Annotated in this window: 18 protein-coding genes; 10 read left to right on the top strand and 8 right to left on the bottom strand. The window is 65.5% G+C overall.

What is annotated here, in order from left to right; genetic code table 11:
• Positions 1 to 3: 3 nt before the first annotated feature.
• The gene (locus tag ACEN9F_RS12890; protein ID WP_413420414.1) at positions 4 to 471 is read right to left on the bottom strand and encodes a MarR family winged helix-turn-helix transcriptional regulator; all 468 of its coding nucleotides are present in this window, start codon (positions 469 to 471) and stop codon (positions 4 to 6) included.
• 116 nt (positions 472 to 587) lie between these two features.
• On the opposite strand from ACEN9F_RS12890, the gene ACEN9F_RS12885 reads away from it, so the two are divergent.
• Both ACEN9F_RS12885 and ACEN9F_RS12880 read left to right on the top strand, forming a co-directional pair.
• Positions 588 to 1673, top strand: a complete 1086-nt coding sequence (locus tag ACEN9F_RS12885) for an HD domain-containing phosphohydrolase (protein WP_413420413.1) — start codon at positions 588 to 590, stop codon at positions 1671 to 1673.
• 1 nt (position 1674) lies between these two features.
• Positions 1675 to 3600 carry a CHASE domain-containing protein gene (locus ACEN9F_RS12880; RefSeq protein ID WP_413420412.1) on the top strand — a complete coding sequence of 642 codons (1926 nt, stop codon included), beginning with the start codon at positions 1675 to 1677 and terminating at the stop codon, positions 3598 to 3600.
• Here the strand turns inward: ACEN9F_RS12880 and ACEN9F_RS12875 are convergent.
• Together ACEN9F_RS12875 and ACEN9F_RS12870 are read right to left on the bottom strand one after the other, a co-directional pair.
• Positions 3585 to 4406: a sugar phosphate isomerase/epimerase family protein gene (locus ACEN9F_RS12875; protein ID WP_413420411.1), complete on the bottom strand. Its 822-nt coding sequence runs from the start codon at positions 4404 to 4406 to the stop codon at positions 3585 to 3587. The two genes, ACEN9F_RS12880 and ACEN9F_RS12875, sit on opposite strands and share 16 nt — an antisense overlap.
• Complete coding sequence (locus ACEN9F_RS12870) at positions 4406 to 5245, bottom strand: phytanoyl-CoA dioxygenase family protein (protein ID WP_413420410.1); 840 nt, start codon at positions 5243 to 5245, stop codon at positions 4406 to 4408. The genes ACEN9F_RS12875 and ACEN9F_RS12870 overlap by 1 nt, the downstream gene beginning before the upstream one ends.
• A 109-nt stretch (positions 5246 to 5354) precedes the next feature.
• Between ACEN9F_RS12870 and ACEN9F_RS12865 the strand changes: the two genes are divergently transcribed.
• Entirely contained in the window at positions 5355 to 6287 is a 933-nt protein-coding gene (locus tag ACEN9F_RS12865) for a LysR substrate-binding domain-containing protein (protein WP_413420409.1), read from the top strand.
• Here ACEN9F_RS12865 and ACEN9F_RS12860 read toward each other — a convergent pair.
• Complete coding sequence (locus tag ACEN9F_RS12860) at positions 6284 to 7342, bottom strand: hypothetical protein (RefSeq protein ID WP_413420408.1); 1059 nt, start codon at positions 7340 to 7342, stop codon at positions 6284 to 6286. The two genes, ACEN9F_RS12865 and ACEN9F_RS12860, sit on opposite strands and share 4 nt — an antisense overlap.
• A gap of 152 nt (positions 7343 to 7494) precedes the next feature.
• Here ACEN9F_RS12860 and ACEN9F_RS12855 point away from each other — a divergent pair, with 152 nt between their 5' ends.
• The 3 genes from ACEN9F_RS12855 (at position 7495) to ACEN9F_RS12845 (ending at position 8859) form a co-directional block, all read left to right on the top strand.
• Positions 7495 to 7941, top strand: coding sequence for a hypothetical protein (locus ACEN9F_RS12855; RefSeq protein WP_413420407.1), 447 nt, complete (start codon positions 7495 to 7497; stop codon positions 7939 to 7941).
• 40 nt (positions 7942 to 7981) lie between these two features.
• Positions 7982 to 8449 (top strand): cache domain-containing protein, encoded by a 468-nt coding sequence (locus tag ACEN9F_RS12850; RefSeq protein ID WP_413420406.1) that lies wholly within the window; start codon positions 7982 to 7984, stop codon positions 8447 to 8449.
• A 68-nt stretch (positions 8450 to 8517) separates the two neighbouring features.
• Entirely contained in the window at positions 8518 to 8859 is a 342-nt protein-coding gene (locus ACEN9F_RS12845) for an apolipophorin (RefSeq protein ID WP_413420405.1), read from the top strand.
• Positions 8860 to 8871: 12 nt separating this feature from the next.
• On the opposite strand, the gene ACEN9F_RS12840 is transcribed toward ACEN9F_RS12845, so the two are convergent.
• The 4 genes from ACEN9F_RS12840 to ACEN9F_RS12825 all read right to left on the bottom strand — a co-directional run bounded on the left by ACEN9F_RS12840 (position 8872) and on the right by ACEN9F_RS12825 (position 15531).
• Entirely contained in the window at positions 8872 to 10758 is a 1887-nt protein-coding gene (locus ACEN9F_RS12840) for a diguanylate cyclase (RefSeq protein WP_413427050.1), read from the bottom strand.
• A 381-nt stretch (positions 10759 to 11139) separates the two neighbouring features.
• Complete coding sequence (locus ACEN9F_RS12835; RefSeq protein ID WP_413420404.1) at positions 11140 to 12930, bottom strand: ABC transporter ATP-binding protein; 1791 nt, start codon at positions 12928 to 12930, stop codon at positions 11140 to 11142.
• Entirely contained in the window at positions 12920 to 14674 is a 1755-nt protein-coding gene (locus ACEN9F_RS12830) for an ABC transporter ATP-binding protein (protein ID WP_413420403.1), read from the bottom strand. The genes ACEN9F_RS12835 and ACEN9F_RS12830 overlap by 11 nt, the downstream gene beginning before the upstream one ends.
• Positions 14675 to 14790: 116 nt before the next feature.
• Positions 14791 to 15531 carry a phasin family protein gene (locus ACEN9F_RS12825; protein ID WP_413420402.1) on the bottom strand — a complete coding sequence of 247 codons (741 nt, stop codon included), beginning with the start codon at positions 15529 to 15531 and terminating at the stop codon, positions 14791 to 14793.
• A 254-nt stretch (positions 15532 to 15785) separates the two neighbouring features.
• Here ACEN9F_RS12825 and ACEN9F_RS12820 point away from each other — a divergent pair, with 254 nt between their 5' ends.
• The 4 genes from ACEN9F_RS12820 (at position 15786) to ACEN9F_RS12805 (ending at position 19891) form a co-directional block, all read left to right on the top strand.
• Positions 15786 to 17060, top strand: a complete 1275-nt coding sequence (locus ACEN9F_RS12820; protein ID WP_413420401.1) for an amidohydrolase family protein — start codon at positions 15786 to 15788, stop codon at positions 17058 to 17060.
• Between the two features lie 69 nt (positions 17061 to 17129).
• Positions 17130 to 17651 (top strand): N-acetyltransferase family protein, encoded by a 522-nt coding sequence (locus tag ACEN9F_RS12815; protein WP_413420400.1) that lies wholly within the window; start codon positions 17130 to 17132, stop codon positions 17649 to 17651.
• The gene (locus tag ACEN9F_RS12810) at positions 17648 to 18172 is read left to right on the top strand and encodes a GNAT family N-acetyltransferase (protein WP_413420399.1); all 525 of its coding nucleotides are present in this window, start codon (positions 17648 to 17650) and stop codon (positions 18170 to 18172) included. The genes ACEN9F_RS12815 and ACEN9F_RS12810 overlap by 4 nt, the downstream gene beginning before the upstream one ends.
• Positions 18173 to 18262: 90 nt before the next feature.
• A complete protein-coding gene (locus ACEN9F_RS12805) occupies positions 18263 to 19891 on the top strand; it encodes a methyl-accepting chemotaxis protein (RefSeq protein ID WP_413420398.1) in 1629 nt (542 codons plus the stop codon).
• The last annotated feature ends 97 nt before the right edge of the window (positions 19892 to 19988 follow it).

Below are 19988 nucleotides of genomic sequence, written 5' to 3'. Positions count from 1 at the left end.
GCGTCAGCCGGCCGACGCCATCAGGCTGGAACGCAGCGTATCGAGCTGCTGCTTCATGCCGACCACTTCGTCCAGCGTGCACTTGGTCGCCTGCAGGATGGACGGCGGCAGCTTGGCCGCTTCGTGGCGCAGCGCGTCGCCGTGCGGCGTCAGCGTGATGATGACCTGGCGCTCGTCGCTGGCGGCGCGGGTGCGGGTCAGCAGGTCGGCCGCCTCCATGCGCTTGAGCAGCGGCGTCAGCGTGGCCGAGTCGAGGAACAGGCGTTCGCCCACTTCCGAGACGGTCAGCTGGTTTTTTTCCCACAGCACCATCATGACGAGGTACTGGGAATAGGTCAGGCCGAGGCCGCGCAACAGCTTGCGGTACAGCTTGCTCATCGCCAGCGAGGTCGAATACAGCGCGAAGCATAGCTGGCCGTCCAGCTGCGGCACGCCGGCGGCGGGAATGGTGGGGGTAGTTTTGGTATCCATGTCCACAGTATAGGTAGTGCACTATATAATTGCAAGCGAGGACCAGAAAAAATATTTGGCGAGCAAATCCGCTCGGTTATGATGATGGTAAGAACGAATCCTGGGAGCAGCGGCAGATGAATGTCAAAAAGGCCATCGTGCTCATAGTCGATGAGGCTGCGGACAACCTGATCTTGATGAACGGGATGCTGCAGGACCAATACGAGGTCAAGCTGGCCAATACCGGCCGCGCGGCGCTGGACGTCATGCAGCAGGTGCCGCGCCCGCACCTGGTGGTGCTGGACGACGCGCTGCCCGATATCGACGGCTACAGCGTGTGCCAGCAGCTCAAGTCCAGTCCCGATACGGCGGACATCCCGGTGATCTTCGTGCAGGCGGGGCGCGACGAAGCGCGCGCCATGCTGGAGGGCGGCGCCGACGCCGTCGCCAAGCCGGTCGAGGCCGAGGTGCTGCGCGCGCGCGTCGATACCCACCTGCAGCTGCGCCATTCGCGCGAGCTGCTCAAGCAGCAGCGCAACCTGCTCGAGCACGTGGTCGAAGAGGTCACGCTGGAACTGAGCCAGATGCTGGACGCGATGATCTGGGCCATGGCCTCGCTGGCCGAGACGCGCGAATACGAAACCGCCAACCACCTGCGCCGCGTGCAGCACTACATCGCCGCCCTGGCGCGCCAGCTGCGGACGCACAAGCGCTTCGAGGAGGAGCTGAGCGAGGCCAATATCAAGGCGCTGTACAAGGCGGCGCCGCTGCACGATATCGGCAAGGTGTCGATCCCGGACGCCATCCTGCTCAAGCCGGACCGCCTTACCGACGAGGAGTTCGCGGTGATGAAGCTGCACACGGTGCACGGGCGCGACGCCATCGTCAACGTCGAGAACCACCTGGGTTACACCAACACCTTCCTGCGCTATGCGCGCGAGATCGCTTACTCGCACCAGGAGAAGTACGACGGCTCCGGCTATCCGCAAGGCCTGGCCGGCGAGGCGATCCCGATGTCGGCGCGCCTGATGGCGGTGGCCGACGTCTATGACGCGCTGATTTCCAAGCGCGTCTACAAGCCGGCCTTTACGCATGAAACGGCGATGGAGATGATACGGCAGGGCAGCGGCGAGCATTTCGATCCCGACGTGGTCGATGCGATGCTGACGGTGGAAGAGGAGTTCATGTCCATCGCCGAACGCTTCAGCGATCCCGCCGGCTGACATGGGCAGGCGCGGCTACCTGGCCTTCCTGGTCGGCGTTTGCCTGACTGCCTGGACCTGCTATTTTGTGATGGAGGCGCAGCAGAAGCTGCAGGTGCAGGCCGGCTTCCAGCACGATACCGAGAAGGTGGCGCGCGACACCCAGGTGCGGCTGCATATCTATTTCGATATGCTGCTCGCCATGAAGGGCCTGTACGCGGTCAACGACCGTATCGACCGCCTGCATTTCAACCGCTTCGTCACGGAGCTCAAGGTGGACCGGCGCTATCCCGGCTTCCAGGCCTTGCAGTTCGTGCGCATGGTGCCGGAGGCGAAGCTGCCGGCGTTCACCGAGGCGGTCAAGGGCGACACCAGCGTCGATCCGCAGGGCTATCCGAATTTCCACATCCATCCGGCCAGCCGCCGCCCGCTGCATTACATCATTGAATACACCGAACCGCTGAAGGGCAACGAGAACGCCTTCGGCCTGGACCTGGCCGCGCTGCCGCCGCACTTGAAGGCGCTGGAGCTGGGGCGCGACAGCGGCGAGATCATCGCCACCGAGCGCATCACGCTGGTGCAGGACGCCAGCGGCGAACCGGGCTTCGTGGCGCGCGCGCCGGTGTACCGCAACGGCATGCCGCTGTCGACGTCGGCCGAGCGGCGCGAGGCGCTGGTGGGCTTTGTCGCCATCGTCTTCCGCGTCAACACGCTGATGCGCGAGGTGATCGACGCGCCGCTGCTGGAGCATCTGCACGTGCGCATCGAGGATGGCGGCTTCCAGGGCGGCACGCCGCCGCCGGCGGGCGCCGACACGCTGCTGTACGACAGCGACGGCAAGGTGGAAACGCACCAGCGGCGCGGCGCGCTGGTACCGGGACTGGCGTCGCAGTCGGTGCTGCCGGTCGGCCAGCGCAACTGGATCGTGAAATTCGAGGGCAGGTCCGGTGCGCGCTACGGGCGCTCGCAGTTGCCGGTGCTGGTGGTGGGCACGGCCGGCGTGATCATCAGCGCCCTGATCGCGCTGCTGCTGGTGGCCAACCGGCGCGAGTCGCTCGCCCGCAGCGGACTGGAATTGAGCCTGGCGGAGCTGGAGCAGCAGAAGAGCAATGTGGAGCAGGCCCGCAACGATATGTCCAAGGTGGTGGCGACGCTGAAGCAGGCGCAGACCAATCTGCAGACGTCGGAGAAAATGGCGTCGTTGGGCGCGCTGGTGGCGGGCGTGGCGCACGAGTTGAATACGCCGATCGGCAACAGCCTGCTGACGGCCAGCGCGCTGAGCGACATGGTGCGCGATTTCGAACGCCGCCTGGCCAGCGAGGGCGGCCTGAAACGCTCGGTGCTGGAGGCGCACCTGGTGGATGCCCGCAAGGCCTGCGACATCATGGGTACTTCGCTGACGCGGGCGGCCGACCTGATTACCTCGTTCAAGCAGGTGGCGGTGGACCAGGCCAGCGGCCAGCGCCGCCGCTTCCGCCTGGACGAGGTGCTGAACGATACGCTGGCGACCTATACGGCGCAGCTGCGGCGCGCCGCCTGCGAGGTGTCGGTGGACGTGCCGGCCAATCTGCTGTTCGACTCCTATCCGGGCAGCTTGAGCCAGGTGCTGAGCAACTTGATCGGCAACGCGCTGCTGCACGGCTTCGATGGCCGCGACAGCGGCGCGCTCGCCATCAGCGCCCGGCGCGAGGGGACGGACGTGGTGGTGCTGCAGTTTAAGGACAACGGCATCGGCATGAACGAGGTCGTGCTGCGCAAGATATTCGACCCCTTCTTCACCACCAAGATGGGGCAGGGCGGTTCGGGCCTGGGGATGAATATCGTTTATAACATTGTGACCGGCGTGCTGAAAGGGACGATCCGCGTGGAGTCGGTACCGGCCGGCGGCACCAGCATATTGCTGGTGTTGCCGATGCGGCCGGCGGACGACGATCAGCCGGCGGCGTAGCGCTGGCGCAGCAGGGCCAGCATGGCGACGTTCAGCTCCCAGGCGTTCGACACTTCCTTCTGCGTGTAGGGCAGCGTTTGCGTGTACGGCACCGGGCCGAATTCCGGCGTCAGCGTCATGCGTCCGGCGCCGGCGGCGCGGCGCAGGCGTATCACCTCATCCCACCACGACAGGTGCGCTTCCAGCGCGGCCTGCGCTTCCGGCGCGCGGAAGTCGGCCACTTGCGGGCCTTGCGCGTGACCGACGCGGGCGTGGATGTGGCGCACATGCGGCAGGGTTTTCGCCAGCGTTTGCGGCTGGTCTTCCAGCAGCGATTCGCAGGCGCAGCACCAGTGCGACAGGTCGGCGGTCAGCTGCAGTTCCGGCATCTGTTCGAGATACGGCAGCAGCAGCATCGGGTGGCCGCTGAAGCGGCTGCGATGGATCTCATGCACGATCGGCACGCCGTGCCGGCGCGAGATGTCGGCCGCCAGTTCCAGCAGTTCGCGGTTTTGCGCCGGCGTGAAGTAATCCTTGCCGGTGTGCGAGTTGACGTGCAGCGGACCGGCGGCGCAGGCGTTGTTCAGCAGTTCGGCCAGCGCCGCCTTGTGCGGTTCAAAGGTGGGGTGGAACACGGTCTCCCACTGCGCGGCGATCAGGCCCAGGCCGGCGGCGGCGATGCGGCCGGTCCAGTCCTCGCGAGCGGCGGCGTCCAGCGGCAGCGACATCTCGATACCGTCGAAACCGGCGGCCTTGACGCGGTCGATGAAGACTTGCGGCGCCAGTTCGTTGTTGCCCCAGTGGGCGGCGAAAATCTCGATCCGCATTACAGGAAGCCCCGCACCGGCAGCTTGTCGTCGCGCTGTATCCAGTTGTGCGGAGAGTAGGCGGTGGCGCCGTCGGTGGCGTGCAGCGTGTAGGCGTGGCGCGAGACCGGCGAGCGGTTCGGCGCGCTGTAGTGCGGCAGCAGGCCGTGGAAGCAGACCAGCGTGCCGGCCTTGCATTCGAGCGGCACGGCCACGCTGTCGTCCGGCCATGGCATGTCGCTCAGTTTTTCCATGCGCACGTCGTCGCCGCTGCGCAGGAAGCGCTCGCGCATCGGGCCGCGATGGCCGCCCGGTTCGGCCCACATGCAGCCGTTTTCCAGCGTGGCGTCTTCCAGCGCGAACCAGAAGGTGGTGACGCTGACCGGATCGCTGTCGAAATAGGTGGCGTCCTGGTGCCAGCGGATCTCGCCGCCGATGCCGGGCTGCTTGAAGATGTACATCGATTGCCAGACTTTCGGGTCGCTCAGGCCCAGGTCGCGGGCGACGGCGTCCAGGCGGGCGTCGGCCGTGAAAGCGCGGAACACCGGGTCGAGGTCGTGCATGGCGTGGCCGATCTTGTTGATCGACAGCGACTTGTCCTGTTTCAGCTGGCCGTCCGGGCCGAAGGCTTCTTCCTCGAAGAAGCAGCGCACCGTGTTGTCGGAGCCGAGGAAATAGTCGTCGGTGGTCTTTTCCTGCTCGATGGTGCTGAAGATGCCGGTTTTGGCGTTCGGGTCGAAATCGTTGACAATCTGGGCGGCGCGGGCGCGCAGTGCAGCGATCTCTTCGGCGCTCTTGAAGCCGGGCAGCACGATGTAGCCGTCGCGTTGATATTGTTGTTTTTGTGCTTCTGTCAGCATGTTCGGCTCCAACCTGAAATAATCGATGCAGCCATTGTACGGGGCCGCCCCGAGCCCCACAATCCGCAAAAGGTTGACACATTGTCGCCAAAGTGGAGACAATCAGGGCATGGACCAGTTACGGGCAATGGAGATATTCGTCGAGGTGGCAAGGCTGCGCAGCTTTAGCGAGGCCGGTCGCCGCCTGGGGCTGACGCGGGCGATGGTCAGCAAGCATATCCTGCAACTGGAGGATAAATTGCAGGCGCGCCTGCTGCACCGCTCGACGCGCGAAGTCAGCCTGACCGACGTGGGGCAAGCCTATCTGGCGCCGTGCATGGCGACGGTGGCGCAGGCGCAGGAAGCGGCGCGGGTGGTGGCGCAGACCGGCGCCGATTTGGCGGGGCCGTTGCGGATACAGGCGCCGTCCAGCTTCGGCAGCGAGTGGCTGGCGGGCGCGGTGGCGCGTTTCAATTTGCTGCATCCGCTGTTGGAACCGATGCTGTACGTGGACGACGCGCTGCTCGATCCGATCGAACACGGTTTCGATTTGACGGTGCGGGTGGGCGGCATACCGGACGTGCATGCGCTGGCCATGCGTCCGCTGGCGCCGTGTCGCGGCGTGCTGTGCGCGTCACCGGTATACCTGGCGCGGCATGGCGTGCCGCGGACGCCGCAGGATTTGCAGGATCACCGCTGCCTGCACTTCAGTCATCTGACGGATGGCACGCAATGGCACTTCACGCGCGGCGCCGAACAGCAATCGGTGCGCGTGCCGGCCGCCTTCACGGCCAACAACGGCCTGGTACTGCAGCAGGCCGCGCTGAGCGGCCTGGGCATCGTCTACAACACGACGTTCCTGGCCTGGCGCAGTTTGATGGAAGGCTCGCTGGTGCCGGTGCTGAGCGACTGGGAACTGCCGCTGAACCACCTCAGCGCGCTGTATCCCGCCAGCCGCCAGCCGTCGCCCAAGGTACGTGCGCTGATCGATTTCCTGGTGGCCGAATACCAGCCCGAGCCGCCCTGGGACCTCGAGTTGCGCGCAGCCGGCCTGCTCGCTTAGGGGCGCCAGGCGCCGTCGCTGTAGACCTGCTGGTCGTCGAGGTAGACCGCTTCGGTGACGGCGAAGACGTCGACGTGGTAGCGGGCGTCCTTGCGCTTGAATTGCGGCTTGGCGTAGACGCCGTGCTTGGCGCCGAGCGACAGGTGTATGCCGCACATGCGCTCGAAGGTGCCGATGTCGTTGACCATGCAGTGGCGCGAGAACGCGCGGTTCATGCCGAAGCCCAGCTCGCGTAACCACACTTCGCCTTCATGTGCGCGGATGATGGCCAGCATGTTGTCGAATTCCGGCGTGGCGTTCTCGGCGCCGACCACGCGGCCCTTTTCGACGATCAGCGTGACCGGCGTTTCCGGCTTGTTGACCATGAACGCGGTGTCGCCAAATACAAAAATCCGCACCCGCCCGTTGACCGCTTCCAGGTCGCGCGCCTCGGTGAACACTTCGCCCAGCGGGAACTGGCCGCCGATGTTGTTCATGCCGCTGTAGTCGCCGATATTCAGCTTGGCCGATTCGAACGGCGAGCCGAATACCAGCCGCTCGCCGTCGCCGCTGTCGACCACGCCGTGCCGGGCGCCGTCGATGCGGGCCTTGAGCGCGTGGCCGACGCCGCGGTAGTAGGCCGGGTCGTAGGCCAGCGAGGCGATGTAGTGCAATCCCTGCTCGCCCGGCATGCGCGACAGGTGCACGTGCTCGATCACTTTCAGGCCGCGCTTGAACAATTCGATGCGGATGCGGAAGGCCTCCAGGCGGAAGCTGGTCGACTGGATCAGCACCACCAGGTCGCCGGCGTTCATGCGCGCGAAGGCGGCCAGCACGTCGTCCGGCGTGACGGCGTCGAAGTCGACGAACCGCGCGTCCGGCACGACGCGGCGATAGGCTTCGGTCAGCGCGCGGTTGAGATCAGTGCGGGTGTCGTAGACGATCAGCGCGGCGTGCGGCGCCTTGTGCTCGATGGCGATGGACAGCGTGTCGCGCACATTGCGCTCGGCGGTGTCGACGGCGGATTCGGGAAGGTCGCCGAAGCGGGAGGCGGAGGAAAAGGCGGAAGACGTCATCGGTGGTGCGGTATGGGAGGAACAGCCCGCATTATACGGCCCATTACCGCCACAGCCACGGCGGCGCGCATTCTCCTTGTATTGGGAGGGGGAGAGATATAGAATCCTAAATATAGCCTAGCAGCAACTCCGGCAAAACAACAGGAAGCGTGATGAGCGTAATAATGGGACAGGATTTGCCGCTGGAGCGACCGGATTCCACCGGCCGCGCAGCGTTGTTTGTGCCGACGTCTGCCATCAAGGAGGACGTGCTGGAGACGGTGCGCAAGGGCGCGGCGATTGTCGGTTTCGGCAATCATGACCGAACCTTAACCATCTACTACGAGAGCAACCGCTTCAACGAGCCTAATCTGGTCAAGTGGGAGCAAAAGGCGCGCAAGGCGTTCGAGCGTCTGGCGGAGAATCTGCCGACAGTCTCCAAGATGGTCAGCAAGCCGGAAAACTTCGAGCAGGTCGGCTACATCAGCAGCAAGGGCATCTTAATCCGCCGCATGGAAAAGCTGATGCACTGGCTGGAGACGTCCGATGCGATGAGCACCGCGCCGGAATCGGAATCCATCGTCTTCACCCCGCCGCCGCCGCCCAAGAAGATCGCCTGATTTGGCGCCGCCCGGCGCCTGTTACGAGGGAGACTTTGCCATGAAAAATCTGTTCCAGTTCTTGCTGGCCGCAGCACTCACGCTCACCCTGACCGGCGCCGCCACGGCGCAAGACGCGCAAAAACGCGGCACCGCCGACGAGGCGGTGGCGATGGTCAAGAAGGCCGGCGAGTACCTGCAAAAGAACGGCAAGGACAAGGCGATCGCCGCCTTCAACGACCAGAAAGGCGAGTTTGTGCAGGGCGACCTGTATGTCTTCATGTTCGACCAGAAGGGCGTGGCGCTGGCGCACGGCAACAATGCCAAGATGATCAACAAGGAACTGATGGAGCTGAACGCCGGCGGCGTGTTCCCGGTGAAGGAATTCCTCAAGATCGGCAACAGCCCGGCCGGCAAGGGCTGGGTCAAGTATATGTGGCCCAACGCCGTCACCAAAAAGCTCGAAGAGAAAAACACCTACGTCGAGAAGGCCGGCGAGTACGTCATCGGCGTCGGCATCTACAAGTGAGGCGTGCGCTGCGCCGGCGCGGCTCGTTGTATGCTGTCGGAAATGTTTCATTCCTTGAGGAGACGACGATGACCGCATATACGACGACCCGCGTGGCCGCTGCGCTGATGATGCTGGCGCTGCTGGGCGGCTGCCAGAAGAAGGACGATCCGAGCGCGGCCGGCCCCGCCGAGCGCGCCGGACGCAAGCTGGACCAGGTCACCGACAAGGCCGGCCGCCAGCTGACGGAGGCGGCGCAGCAGGCCAACCAGCAAATCACCGACGCCGCCAAGGAAACCAGCCAGCAGATCGACAAGGCCACCGACGCGGCCAGCGAAAAGCTGAACAAGGCGACCGAGGAAACCGGCAAGAAGCTGGAAGAGGCGGGCGAGAAGATGCAGGCCAAGGCCAAGGAGCGCGAGGGCAAGTAAGTCCCCGTTGGTTTAGTGGCCGGTTTTTTGCGCCGCGTGCTTGATCGGCACGACGTTGCTGTGCTCCGTCGGCGATGGCGGCAGCGTTTCCGGCGAACCGCCCAACACCACGCTCAGATCCACATAACCGGCGCGCCAGGCGCGTTCCAGGTCCTGCTCGATCGCTTCCATCGAGGTTAGATGGAAGTTCTCGAAGCCGCGCACGCCGTAGGCGCGGTTGCGGCCGTGTGCCTTGGCCAGGTAGAGCGCCATGTCGACCAGGTTGACGGCGCGTTCCCACGGCAGCGGCACGTCGGCCGGCACCAGCGGGAACGGCGAGAAGCCGACCGAGACATTCACCGAAATTTCGTGCTCCTGGTAGCGGATGGCCTGCGACGAAATGCCGTTGAGGATGCGGCGCGCGATTTCATCGACGCCGTGGCGCGGTATGGCCGGCAGGAAGGCCAGGAATTCCTCGCCGCCCCAACGCACGATCATGTCGGTCTCGCGCAGCGCGATGCGCAGGTTCTCGGCGATCATCTTCAGCACCGCGTCGCCGGCCGCGTGGCCGTAGGTGTCGTTGATGTTCTTGAAGTGGTCGACGTCGAGCAGGAACAGCGCGCCGACGATGTCGTCGCCATGCAGCGTGCGTTTTTCCTCGCCCGGCTTGTACGCCGTGTTCATGGTGCGCATGAAGTCCTGGAAGTGGCGGCGGTTGTATAGCGAGGTCAACGGATCGAGCGTGGACTGCGCTTTCAGCTCCATGTTCTTCACTTCCAGCTGGGCGTTGGCGTGCCGCACCTTGCGGTACAGCAGGCCGACCACCATCGACGCCAGCGCGAACACCAGGGCCAGCAGCCACCACACGCGCTGCTGCAGGCGGCGGTTGTCGATCTCCGCGCCCTTGACCTGGTTCTCGCGGCTCAGTAGTTCGATCTGGCGCTGCTTCTTCTCGGTCTCGTATTTTTCCTGCAGTTCCAGCACCGCTTGCTGGCGCTGCTTTTCAAACAGCTCGTTCGACAGCGCGCGCTCGCGGTGGTAGGCCGACACCGAGCCGGCCAGGTCGCCGGCGCGCTCCAGCGCCTCGCCGTATTCGCGCAGGGCCGCCTGCAGGTCCGGCTTGTTGTTCTCCTGCTCGTAGCGCGCCAGGCCCGCTTCATACTGCTTCTTGCCCTCGGCCAGGCGGCCCATGCCCAGGTAGGCCTGTCCCAGGTTGACGCGGCCGGTCGCCTCGGTGGATTTGTCGTTGGTCAGCTGCGACGAGCGCAGCGACTCCAGCGCATACTGCGCCGCGCGCGGATAGTCGTGCTGTTTCAGGTAGCTGTCCGCCAGGTTGACCAGCGTGACGCCGACCATGCGTTCGGCGCCCATCTTGCGTTCCAGGTCCAGGCTTTGCAGCAGCGCGCGCAAGGCGCGCTTGGGCTGGCCGGAATCGATGGCCAGTCCGTACTCGGTATTCTTGGCCATCGACATGCGGCCGGGCGAGTTGAGTTTTTCGGTTTCGGCCAGCAGTTCGTCGAGCGCGTCGGAGGCCTTGTCGTATTCCCGCATCTGCGTATAGAGCTTGCTCAACGCATTGAGTGCGGCCACCAGGCTGACCGGATCCTCGGTCACCATGCGCGCCAGGTCGACCGCCTGCTGCAGCTTGACCAGCGCCGCCGGGAAGTTGGCCTGTTCGGCGTAGGTCTGGCCGGCCGTGATGGTGGCCTGCACGCGCAGCGGGCCGTCGCTGGTGGACATGGCCAGCTTCTCGGCGTCGAACGCTAGCTGGTGCGCGGCCTTGACGTCGGCCTGCGCGAACAGCACGTAGACCTTGGTCAGCATGCCCTTGGCGATGATGACGTTGTCGTGCAGGCTTTTGCCGTAGGCGATGACTTGTTCGGCCGCCTCCAGCGCGATGTCGTTCTGCCCCAGGCGCATGCGGGTGGCGCTGATCTGCGTCAGGAATTCGGCCTGGGTGTGGGGCGCGGCGTTGACCGTTTCCGGCTGCAGCTTTTGCAACTGGGCCAGCGCCTTGTCCGGCACGAAGCGGCTTTGTTCGCGGATATCGAGGATGCGGGCGTCGAGCGTGGACTGGGCCAGCACGAACGCCGGGGTCAAGGCCAGCGCAACGGCGGCCGTGATGGCGCGCCGTTTTGTTCGCAACAACCAGCTGTTTCTCGAAACTGCCAACGCGATGCCCCTCGAATGTGTCTAGACAATTATATTCTTGTTGCAGTCGAGAAAGCCCGTCAATGCGTGATTTTTTCTTCCAAAGCGCACAGAATTTGTGGTGGAAAAATCAATTTCGTTAGAATAGTTTCATGCCGCCAGCTGCTGCAGCAGGTAGAGGCGCTGGTACAAGCCGCCGTCTATCTGCATCAGCTGCTCGTGCGCGCCGGTTTCGGCGATGCGGCCGTGATTGAGCACGATGATGCGGTCGGCGTCGCGGATGGTCGAGAGCCGGTGCGCGATGGCGATCACGGTGACCTTGCCGCGCAATTCGTCGAGCGCTGTCTGCACGATCTGCTCGGTCTGCGAATCGATGTGCGAGGTCGCTTCGTCCAGCAGCAGGATGCGCGGCTGGCCGGCCAGCGCGCGGGCGATGGCGATCAGCTGCTTCTGGCCGACCGACAGGCGCGAGCCGCCTTCGCCCAGCGCGGTGTCGTAGCCCTGGTCCAGCGCCATGATGAAGTCGTGCGCGTGGGCGGCGCGGGCGGCGGTTTCGATCTGCGCCTGCGTCAGGCCGCGGCCCATGTCGATGTTCTCGCGGGCGGAGGCGGCCAGCAGGAAGGGATCCTGCGGCACCAGGCCGACTTCGGCGCGGAAGCGCTCGTTGTCGATGGCGTCCAGCGGCATGCCACGCACGGCGATGCTGCCGTGCCTGACCGGATAGAAGCGCAGCAGCAGCGACAGCAGCGTCGACTTGCCGCTGCCGGTGTGGCCGACGATGCCGAAGAAGGCGCCTTGCGGGATATCCAGCGACAGGTCGTGCAGCACCGGATGGCCTTCGTTGTAGGCGAAGCTGAGGTGGCGGATGGCGACCGCCGGCGCGCCGCCGTCGTTGGCGGCGGAGCGCGCGCCGGCCGCGCGGCCTTCGCTGTGTTCCTGCGCCGCGCCTTCGTCCAGCAGGGCGGAGACGCGCGCGGTGGCCACCACCGATTGCTGCAACTGGCTGAACTGCATGGTGATCTGGATCAGCGGCTCGATCACGCGCGCCAGGTAGCTGATGAAGGCGTACAGCACGCCGACTTCGGTGGCGGTCATTTCGCGCTGGCCGAACAGGAAGATCACGGCGGCCAGCAGGATGATGTTGAACATGTCCAGCGCGGGCCGCAGCAGCCAGGCGTTGGCGCGCAGCTCGGACAGGCGCGCCGTGTAGTGGTCCTGGTTGGTGGTGGCGAAGCGCGCGCCGAAGCGGGCCTCGGCGTTGTTCGCCTGCAGCACGCTCATGCCGCCGATGGATTCGGCCATCTGGCCGTTGATCTCGCTGCGCAGCGCGCGGGCGCGGGTCACGGCCGGCGCGCTCCAGCGCTGGTACAGCCAGACGATCAGCAGCACCGCCGGCAGCAGCGCCAGCACGATCAGCATCAAACGCCAGTCCAGCCAGGCCATCGCGCAGATGGTGCCGACCAGGACGATGGTCGAGTCGAGCATCACGAACAGCACCTGGATGTACAGCGTCTTCACCGCTTCGGTGTCGTTGGTCACGCGCGAGACCAGCTGGCCGGTGATGGCGCGGTCGAAGAAGGCCATCGGCAGCAGCAGCACGTGGCGGTAGACCATTTCGCGCAGCCGCATCACGGAGCGCATCGCCAGTCCGGACAGGCGCACCAGCTGCAGGTAGCGCAGGCCGCTGGCGATCCAGCCGGTCAGCACCACGCCGGCCAGCAGGCCGGCCATGCGCGGCCAGTCCAGGTGGTGCGGCAGCAGGTGTTCGTCGATCAGCGCCTTGCCCATGATGGGGCCCATCACTTCGAGCAGCGCGGCCAGGATCAGCCACATCACGGCCCAGCCGAGGTGGTGCTGGTCGGGCAGCGCGGCTCGCCGCAGCAGGGAGAACGCCTGCCAGGTCTGGCGGCGCGCGGAGGTTTCGTCTGGCTTAGAGAGCATCGAGGCTGGCTTCCAATTGTTGATAGCGCCACTGGCTGGCATACCAGCCGTCCTGCTCCAGCAGTTGTTCGTGGCTGCCGGTTTCGCTGATGCGGCCGTCGCGCAGCACGACGATCAGGTCGGCGCTGACGACGGAGCTGAGGCGGTGGCTGGCGATGACGGCGCTGCGGCCGGGGCGCGCCTGGCGCAGCTCTTCGAGGTGCTGCAGGATGCTGGTTTCGGTGCCGGTGTCGACCGCCGACAGCGCGTCGTCGAGCAGCAGCAGATCGTTGTCGGCCAGCAGCGCGCGGGCGATGGCGACGCGCTGGCGCTGGCCGCCGGACAGCGTGATGCCTTTTTCGCCGACCTGGGTTTCATACCCCTGCGGGAACTTGAGGATGTCGTCGTGGATCGCGGCCAGGTTGGCCGCGTGTTCGACCTGCGCGCGGGTGGCGCCGGGACGGGCCAGCGCGATGTTGTCGGCGATCGAGGCCGAGAACAGGAAGGACTCCTGCGGCACCCAGCTGATGGCGGCGCGCAGCGCGTGCAGCTTGTACTCGGCCAGCGCGTGGCCGCTCCATCGCACGCTGCCCGATTGCGGCGTCAATTGGCGCAGCAGCACGCGCAGCAGCGTCGACTTGCCGCAGCCGGTGGGGCCGACCAGGCCCAGGGTCTGGCCGGGCTGCAGATCCAGCGTGATGTCGCGCAGCGCGGGGAGGCTTTGCTCCGGATAGGCGTAGCCGACGCCGCGCAGCGACACCGCGCCCGGCGCCACCGTGGCCAGCGTGCCGTGGTCGTCGATGGCCAGCGGCGCGTCCAGCATCGGCTGCAGGCGCTGCCAGGCGGCGCGTCCGCGCTCGATCAGCGACAGCACCCAGCCGGCCGCGAACATCGGCCAGATCAACTGGCCCAGGTACATGGTGAAGGCGGTCAGCGCGCCGATGGTCAGCTGCTCGTGCCAGACCAGGTAGCCGCCCAGGCCCAGCGTCAGGCCGCCGGCGGCGGTCAGCGTCAGGCCGACCGCCGGTTCGTAGGCCGCTTCCCATACCTGCGCGCGCAGGCTGGCGTCCGAGGCCTTGCCGGCCAGTTCGGAAAACTGTTTGGCGCTGCGCTGTTCCAGGCCCAATGCGCGCAGGGTGCGCACGCCGGACAGGGTTTCCTGCACATGGTCGTTGAGGGCGCTGAAGCGCTTGAGCGAATCGGTGGAGGCGGTGTGGATATGGCCGGAGATGTACCAGAACGACCAGCCCATCAACGGGAAGGGCAGCAGCGCGATGCAGGCCAGGCGCCAGTCGACGCCGAGCAGCATCACGCCCAGCACCATCACCAGCGTCAGTGCGCCGTCGAAGCCGGCCAGCATCGCTTCGCCGGCGGCCATCTCGATGGCGTCGATGTCGTTGGTGGCCAGCGCCATCAGGTCGCCCGTGCGCTGGCGCTGGTAGAAGCCGGGGCCTTGCAGCGTCAGGCGGGTATATAGGCGGGTGCGCAGCGAGACGCCGAGTTTATAGGCGGCGCCGTACAAAATCTGCCGCCAGGCGACGCGCAGGAAGTAGATGCCGGCGCCGATCAGCAGCAGCGCGCCGAGCTCCATCAGCAGCGCGTTGCCGGACAAGGTATGGGCGGCCAGGCCGTCGATCATGGCGCCGACCTTGCGCGGCACCCAGATGCTCAGCGTGGCCACGCCGGCCAGCATGGCGCCGGACACGATATAGGCGCGGCTGTGCTGGCGCACGAAGCCGCCGATCAGCCTTGATAGTGTAGACATGTTGACTCGGGAAGCGGTTAGCCCGCTAGGATACAACATGCACAAGAAAAACGGGCGGCCTCAAAAAGCGGGGGCAGTTCCGGCATCGCCTGACTGACCCCGCCTGAAGTTGCGAATTACTTCTTGCCCTTGCCGCTGCTCAGCATGTCGAGCTGCTTGCCCGGGGCCGGCTTGGCTTTGGGCGCCACGGCTTTCAACTTGGCGGGCTTGCTTTCCGGCGCCAGCGCGATCGGCTTCGGCGGCGGCGCCGGGAACGATGGCTTGACCGGGGCGACCTTGGCTTCCACCGGCTTGTCGTCTGCGGCCTCGGCGATCGGCGCGGCGGCCGGTTTCGGCTTGGCCGGCGCCTTGGCGGCCTTCGGCGGCGGTACGGCGACCGGCTCGTTGGCCGGCGGCGTCTCGGCCTTGGCGACCACGGCCGGGGCAGGCGGGGTGCTGATCGCGGTCACCGCCGCGCTCACGGCGGCGGCCAGCGCCGGCGGCGTCTTCGGCAACACGGTGGCCGGCGTGGCGGCCAGGTCGGTGACTTGCTTGAGGGTGCTCTGGGCGCTCTTGATCAGCTCGGCCTGCGCGGTGGAGGCGATGCCGTACAGCTCGCGGCCATAGGCCAGCAGCTTGTCGAAGCCGGCCGGCTCGGCGGCGCCGAGGCTGAAGAATTCTTGCGGGTCCTTGGCGGACAACAACTTCTTGGCGGCGGCCGAGGATTTCTCTACCGAGGCCTTGGTGGTGCTGATATTCAGCGCGATCACCTTTTCCGCGCTATCGACGGCGGTGTTGGCCAGCGTGCTGAAAATCTGAAACTGGGCTTCCAATTGCGATTTGGTGGCTGCGGAAAACTGTTCTGTGATCGAAGACATGGTTTCTCCTGAATATGATGCAACGCAATAAGTCCATTCTAGCGGCGATTATCCCGCTTGGAAAGTTATTTTTTCCACCATCTCATCCTTGGCGCAACAAGTAAAAATGCTGTTGGGACACTGTTTGCCGATTGTTTGATTTTGCGCAACACATGCCTCCAGGAAAGGTCAAATTTACTGCGATGCAACAATTGGTGTATTTTGATGAAAATGTCTACAATCGGACTTACTTCAAAACAACGCCGGGAGCCCCGATGGATGTCGTCATACGCAACGCCAACCTGGTCGATGGACAGCAGGGCGTCGATATCGCCATCGAGCACGGCCGCATCGCCGCCATCGGCCCGGCGCTGGCCGTCGCCGCCGCGCAGGAGATCGACGCCGGCGGCGATCTGGTCAGCGCGCCGTTCGTCGACGCCCATTTCCACATGGATGCCACGCTGAGCTACGGCTTGCCGCGCGTCAACGCCTCCGGCACGCTGCTCGAAGGCATCGCGCTGTGGGGCGAGCTGAAGCCCCACCTGACCCAGCAGGCGCTGATCGAGCGCGCCCTGCAGTATTGCGACTGGGCCGTGGCGCGCGGCTTGCTGGCGATACGCACCCATGTCGATGTCTGCGACGACCGCCTGTTGGCGGTGGAGGCGCTGCTGGAAGTCAAACGGCTGGTCGCGCCCTACCTGGATCTGCAACTGGTGGCGTTTCCGCAGGACGGCGTGCTGCGCAGCCCGACCGCGCTGGCCAACCTGAAGCGCGCCGTCGCCATGGGTGTCGATGTGGTGGGCGGCATTCCGCACTTCGAACGCACCATGGCCGACGGCGCGGAGTCGGTGCGCATCCTGTGCGAGTTCGCCGCCGACCAGGGGCTGATGGTGGATATGCATTGCGACGAGTCGGACGATCCGCTGTCGCGCCACATCGAGACGCTGGCCTATGAAAGCAACCGCCTCGGCCTGCACGGCCGCGTGGCCGGTTCGCACCTGACCTCGATGCATTCGATGGACAACTATTACGTCAGCAAGCTGCTGCCGCTGATACGCGAGGCGGGCGTGGCGGCGATCGCCAATCCGCTGATTAATATCACGCTGCAAGGCCGGCACGACAGCTATCCGAAGCGGCGCGGCATGACGCGCGTGCCGGAAATGCTGGCGGCCGGCATCCCCGTCGCCTTCGGCCACGATTGCGTGATGGACCCGTGGTACAGCCTGGGCTCGGGCGACATGCTGGAAGTGGCGCACATGGGCCTGCACGTGGCGCAGATGACGGGGCAGGATGCGATGCGCGCCTGTTTCAACGCGGTGACCAGCACGCCGGCCGCGATCCTCGGCTTGCGGGACTACGGCGTGGCGGTCGGCCGCCACGCCGACCTGGTGCTGCTGGACGCGGCCGATCCGGTCGAGGCGATCCGCCTGCGCGCGGCGCGGCGGCTGGTGATGCGGCGTGGGAAAGTGATCGCCGAGGCGCCGCGCGCGCATGCACGCCTGAGCCTGCCGGGGCGGCCGGACGGCGTCAACTTCAGGCTCAACCGCTAACGTACGCGGCTGGACTTGCCGCTGGAAATACATGACAATTGAACACTGTTAAATCCGCCTGGAGCTGACTTGAAAGAAATCGCTATCCGGCCCGCAACGGAAGCCGACTTCGCGGCGATGTGGGCCATATTTCAGGAACTGATCGCCAGCGGCGACACCTTTTACTTTGCCGCCGATACCAGCCGCGAGGATTGCCATGCGTACTGGTTCGGTCCCGATGTGCAGACCTTCGTGGCGATCCACAACCAGGACCGGCTGGTCGGCATGTACCGCTTGATCGCCAACCAGCGCGACCGTGGCGCCCACGTGGCCAACGCCTCCTTCATGGTCAGCCCGGCGGCGCAGGGCGTCGGCGTCGGCAAGCTGCTCGGCGCCGACTGCCTGGACCGCGCGCGCGCCCAGGGCTACCTGGCGATGCAGTTCAACTATGTGGTCAGCTCCAATATGCCGGCCGTGCTGCTGTGGAAAAAGCTGGGCTTTTCCATCGTCGGCACCTTGCCGCGCGCCTACCATCACCAATACCTCGGCTATGTGGACGTCTACGTGATGTACCAATTGCTGGAAGATCCCTCTCACTGGCCTGACGCATGAAAATACTGGAAACGGAACGCCTGAACCTGCGCACGATTAACCCTGACGACGCGGCTTTTTACTACGAATTGGTCAACGACCCGACCTGGCTGGAACATATCGGCGACAAAGGCATCCGCAGCGTCGAAGGGGCGCGCACCGCCATCCTCGAAGGGCCGTGCGTGATGCAGGAAAAGCTGGGTCATTCGCTGTACGTGATGGAGCGCAAGAGCGACGGCAGGCCGCTGGGCCTGTGCGGCTTGATCAAGCGCGACAGCCTGCCCGATGTGGATATCGGCTATGCGATCCGGCCCGCGTATTTCGGCCAGGGCTACACCTACGAGGCGGCCGCCGCCGTGGTGGCGTATGCGCGTGACCAGCTGCGCATGAAGCGCCTGATGGGGATTACTGCGCCGACCAACACCACTTCGATCAAGCTGTTGCAAAAGCTGGGCCTGGGCTTTGTCGAGTTCAAGCACCTGCCGCCCGATGGCCGTCCTAACAATATTTACTGCCTGGAGTTCGCGCCGCTGTTGCAGTAGTGAGAATTCGTGAGAATTTTCAGTTTCCGATATTGGCATTTGTGCGCCGCGAGCGCATGATGGACAAGAGCTCTTGCCAAGGAGGAAACGATGAAACTCGCCAATCTGAAGATAGGCGTGCGTTTGGGGTTGCTGGGGGCGTTCTTCTTTGTCGCGCTGGCGGTGGTCGCCACCGGCGGCTGGCGGGCGCTCGATAGCAGCAACCTCCGCAGCGCCGACGCCATGTCGCGCTCGGTGGCGCTGAGCCAGGCCATCGACACGGCGCGCAGCGCCCAGGTCGAATTCAAGATCCAGGTGCAGGAGTGGAAGAACATCCTGGTGCGCGGCAACGATCCGGCCCAGCTGGACAAGTACAGCAAGGCCTTCGTCAAGGGCGGCGAAAGCACCCGCGCCGAACTGCAAAAGCTCGACAAGCTGCTCGACTCGCTCAAGCTCGGTACGCCATTGGTCGACGACGCCATCAAGACCCAGGGCGAACTGGTGGCGCGCTACCTGGAGGCGCTGAAGAAATACGATTCCGCCAATCCCGAAAGCGCGCACATCGTCGATGCGCTGGTCAAGGGCATGGACCGCGAGCCGACCAAGAAAATCGACGACATCGTCGCCTTCATCGGCAAGGAGTCCGGCCGCCTGATGGTGGAGATGGAAGCGGCGAACCGGGCGGCGCATGCCCAGGCCATGCTGGTGATGGGGGTGACGCTGGTCGTCACGCTGGCGGTCGGCGTGGTCACCGTGGTGTGGCTGATCAAGAGCATCACCGTGCCGCTGCACGAGGCGGTGGGCGTGGCGCAGACGGTGGCCTCCGGCGACCTGCGCAGCGAGGTGCGGGTCAACAGCAAGGATGAAATCGGCGAACTGCTGGGCGCGCTCAAGCTGATGCAGAACAACCTGAGCAATATCGTCGGCAAGGTGCGCACCGGTACCGAGACCATCCACGGCGCCACGGTGGAAATCGCCGCCGGCAACCTGGACCTGTCCGGCCGCACCGAGGAGCAGGCCAGCTCGCTGGAAGAAACGGCGGCGGCGATGGTGCAGCTGACCACCACCGTGCAGCAGAACAATGCCAACGCCAGCGAGGCCTGCAAGCTGGCCGATACCGCCTCCAGCGTCGCGGCCAGGGGCGGCCAGGCGGTCGAGCAGATGGTGCTGACGATGGGCGAGATCAACGATAGCTCGCGCCGCATCGTCGACATCATCGGCGTGATCGACGGCATCGCCTTCCAGACCAATATCCTGGCGCTGAATGCGGCGGTCGAGGCGGCGCGCGCGGGCGAGCAGGGCCGGGGCTTTGCCGTGGTGGCGTCCGAGGTGCGCAACCTGGCGCAGCGCTCGGCGGCGGCGGCCAAGGAAATCAAGGAGCTGATCGGGGCGTCGGTCGGCCGCGTGGAGGCGGGCAGCCGGCTGGTCGGCCAGGCCGGCGAGACGATGGGCGAGGTGGTGGCCAGCGTGCAGCGGGTGACGGCCATCATCGGCGAGATCTCGGTGGCCAGCGCCGAGCAGCGCGACGGCATCGAGCAGATCAGCATCGCCATCAGCCAGATGGACAGCGTGACCCAGCAGAACGCCGCGCTGGTGGAGGAGGCGGCCGCCGCGGCCGATGCCTTGCAGCAGCAGGCGGCCAGCCTGGCGGATGCGGTCAGCGTGTTCAAGCTGCAGGACCAGCCGCGCGCGATGGTGGCATTGCCGCCGTCACGCAGCCGGGCGCTGCAGATCGCGTAATGGCCGGAACCACGCTACAGGCCGTTTGACGCGCCTCAACCGGGCGCGCGAACGGCCTTTTTCCCGCCGGCTTATCCACTATTATTCCCTCTTCCGC

The organism is Duganella sp. CT11-25 (genome assembly GCF_047302815.1).
Classification (GTDB): Bacteria; Pseudomonadota; Gammaproteobacteria; order Burkholderiales; family Burkholderiaceae_D; genus Rugamonas.
This window is presented reverse-complemented; position numbering and strand designations above follow the sequence as displayed.

Coding starts and splice junctions, on each gene's coding strand:
- ACEN9F_RS12855 (WP_413420407.1), top strand. CDS start 7,495: ATGAGCGTAATAATGGGACAGGATTTGCCGCTGGAGCGACCGGATTCC.
- ACEN9F_RS12820 (WP_413420401.1), top strand. CDS start 15,786: ATGGATGTCGTCATACGCAACGCCAACCTGGTCGATGGACAGCAGGGC.
- ACEN9F_RS12840 (WP_413427050.1), bottom strand. CDS start 10,758: ATGCGCCTGGGGCAGAACGACATCGCGCTGGAGGCGGCCGAACAAGTC.
- ACEN9F_RS12860 (WP_413420408.1), bottom strand. CDS start 7,342: ATGACGTCTTCCGCCTTTTCCTCCGCCTCCCGCTTCGGCGACCTTCCC.
- ACEN9F_RS12885 (WP_413420413.1), top strand. CDS start 588: ATGAATGTCAAAAAGGCCATCGTGCTCATAGTCGATGAGGCTGCGGAC.
- ACEN9F_RS12890 (WP_413420414.1), bottom strand. CDS start 471: ATGGATACCAAAACTACCCCCACCATTCCCGCCGCCGGCGTGCCGCAG.
- ACEN9F_RS12805 (WP_413420398.1), top strand. CDS start 18,263: ATGAAACTCGCCAATCTGAAGATAGGCGTGCGTTTGGGGTTGCTGGGG.
- ACEN9F_RS12835 (WP_413420404.1), bottom strand. CDS start 12,930: ATGCTCTCTAAGCCAGACGAAACCTCCGCGCGCCGCCAGACCTGGCAG.
- ACEN9F_RS12810 (WP_413420399.1), top strand. CDS start 17,648: ATGAAAATACTGGAAACGGAACGCCTGAACCTGCGCACGATTAACCCT.
- ACEN9F_RS12870 (WP_413420410.1), bottom strand. CDS start 5,245: ATGCTGACAGAAGCACAAAAACAACAATATCAACGCGACGGCTACATC.
- ACEN9F_RS12845 (WP_413420405.1), top strand. CDS start 8,518: ATGACCGCATATACGACGACCCGCGTGGCCGCTGCGCTGATGATGCTG.
- ACEN9F_RS12875 (WP_413420411.1), bottom strand. CDS start 4,406: ATGCGGATCGAGATTTTCGCCGCCCACTGGGGCAACAACGAACTGGCG.
- ACEN9F_RS12825 (WP_413420402.1), bottom strand. CDS start 15,531: ATGTCTTCGATCACAGAACAGTTTTCCGCAGCCACCAAATCGCAATTG.
- ACEN9F_RS12880 (WP_413420412.1), top strand. CDS start 1,675: ATGGGCAGGCGCGGCTACCTGGCCTTCCTGGTCGGCGTTTGCCTGACT.
- ACEN9F_RS12830 (WP_413420403.1), bottom strand. CDS start 14,674: ATGTCTACACTATCAAGGCTGATCGGCGGCTTCGTGCGCCAGCACAGC.
- ACEN9F_RS12850 (WP_413420406.1), top strand. CDS start 7,982: ATGAAAAATCTGTTCCAGTTCTTGCTGGCCGCAGCACTCACGCTCACC.
- ACEN9F_RS12865 (WP_413420409.1), top strand. CDS start 5,355: ATGGACCAGTTACGGGCAATGGAGATATTCGTCGAGGTGGCAAGGCTG.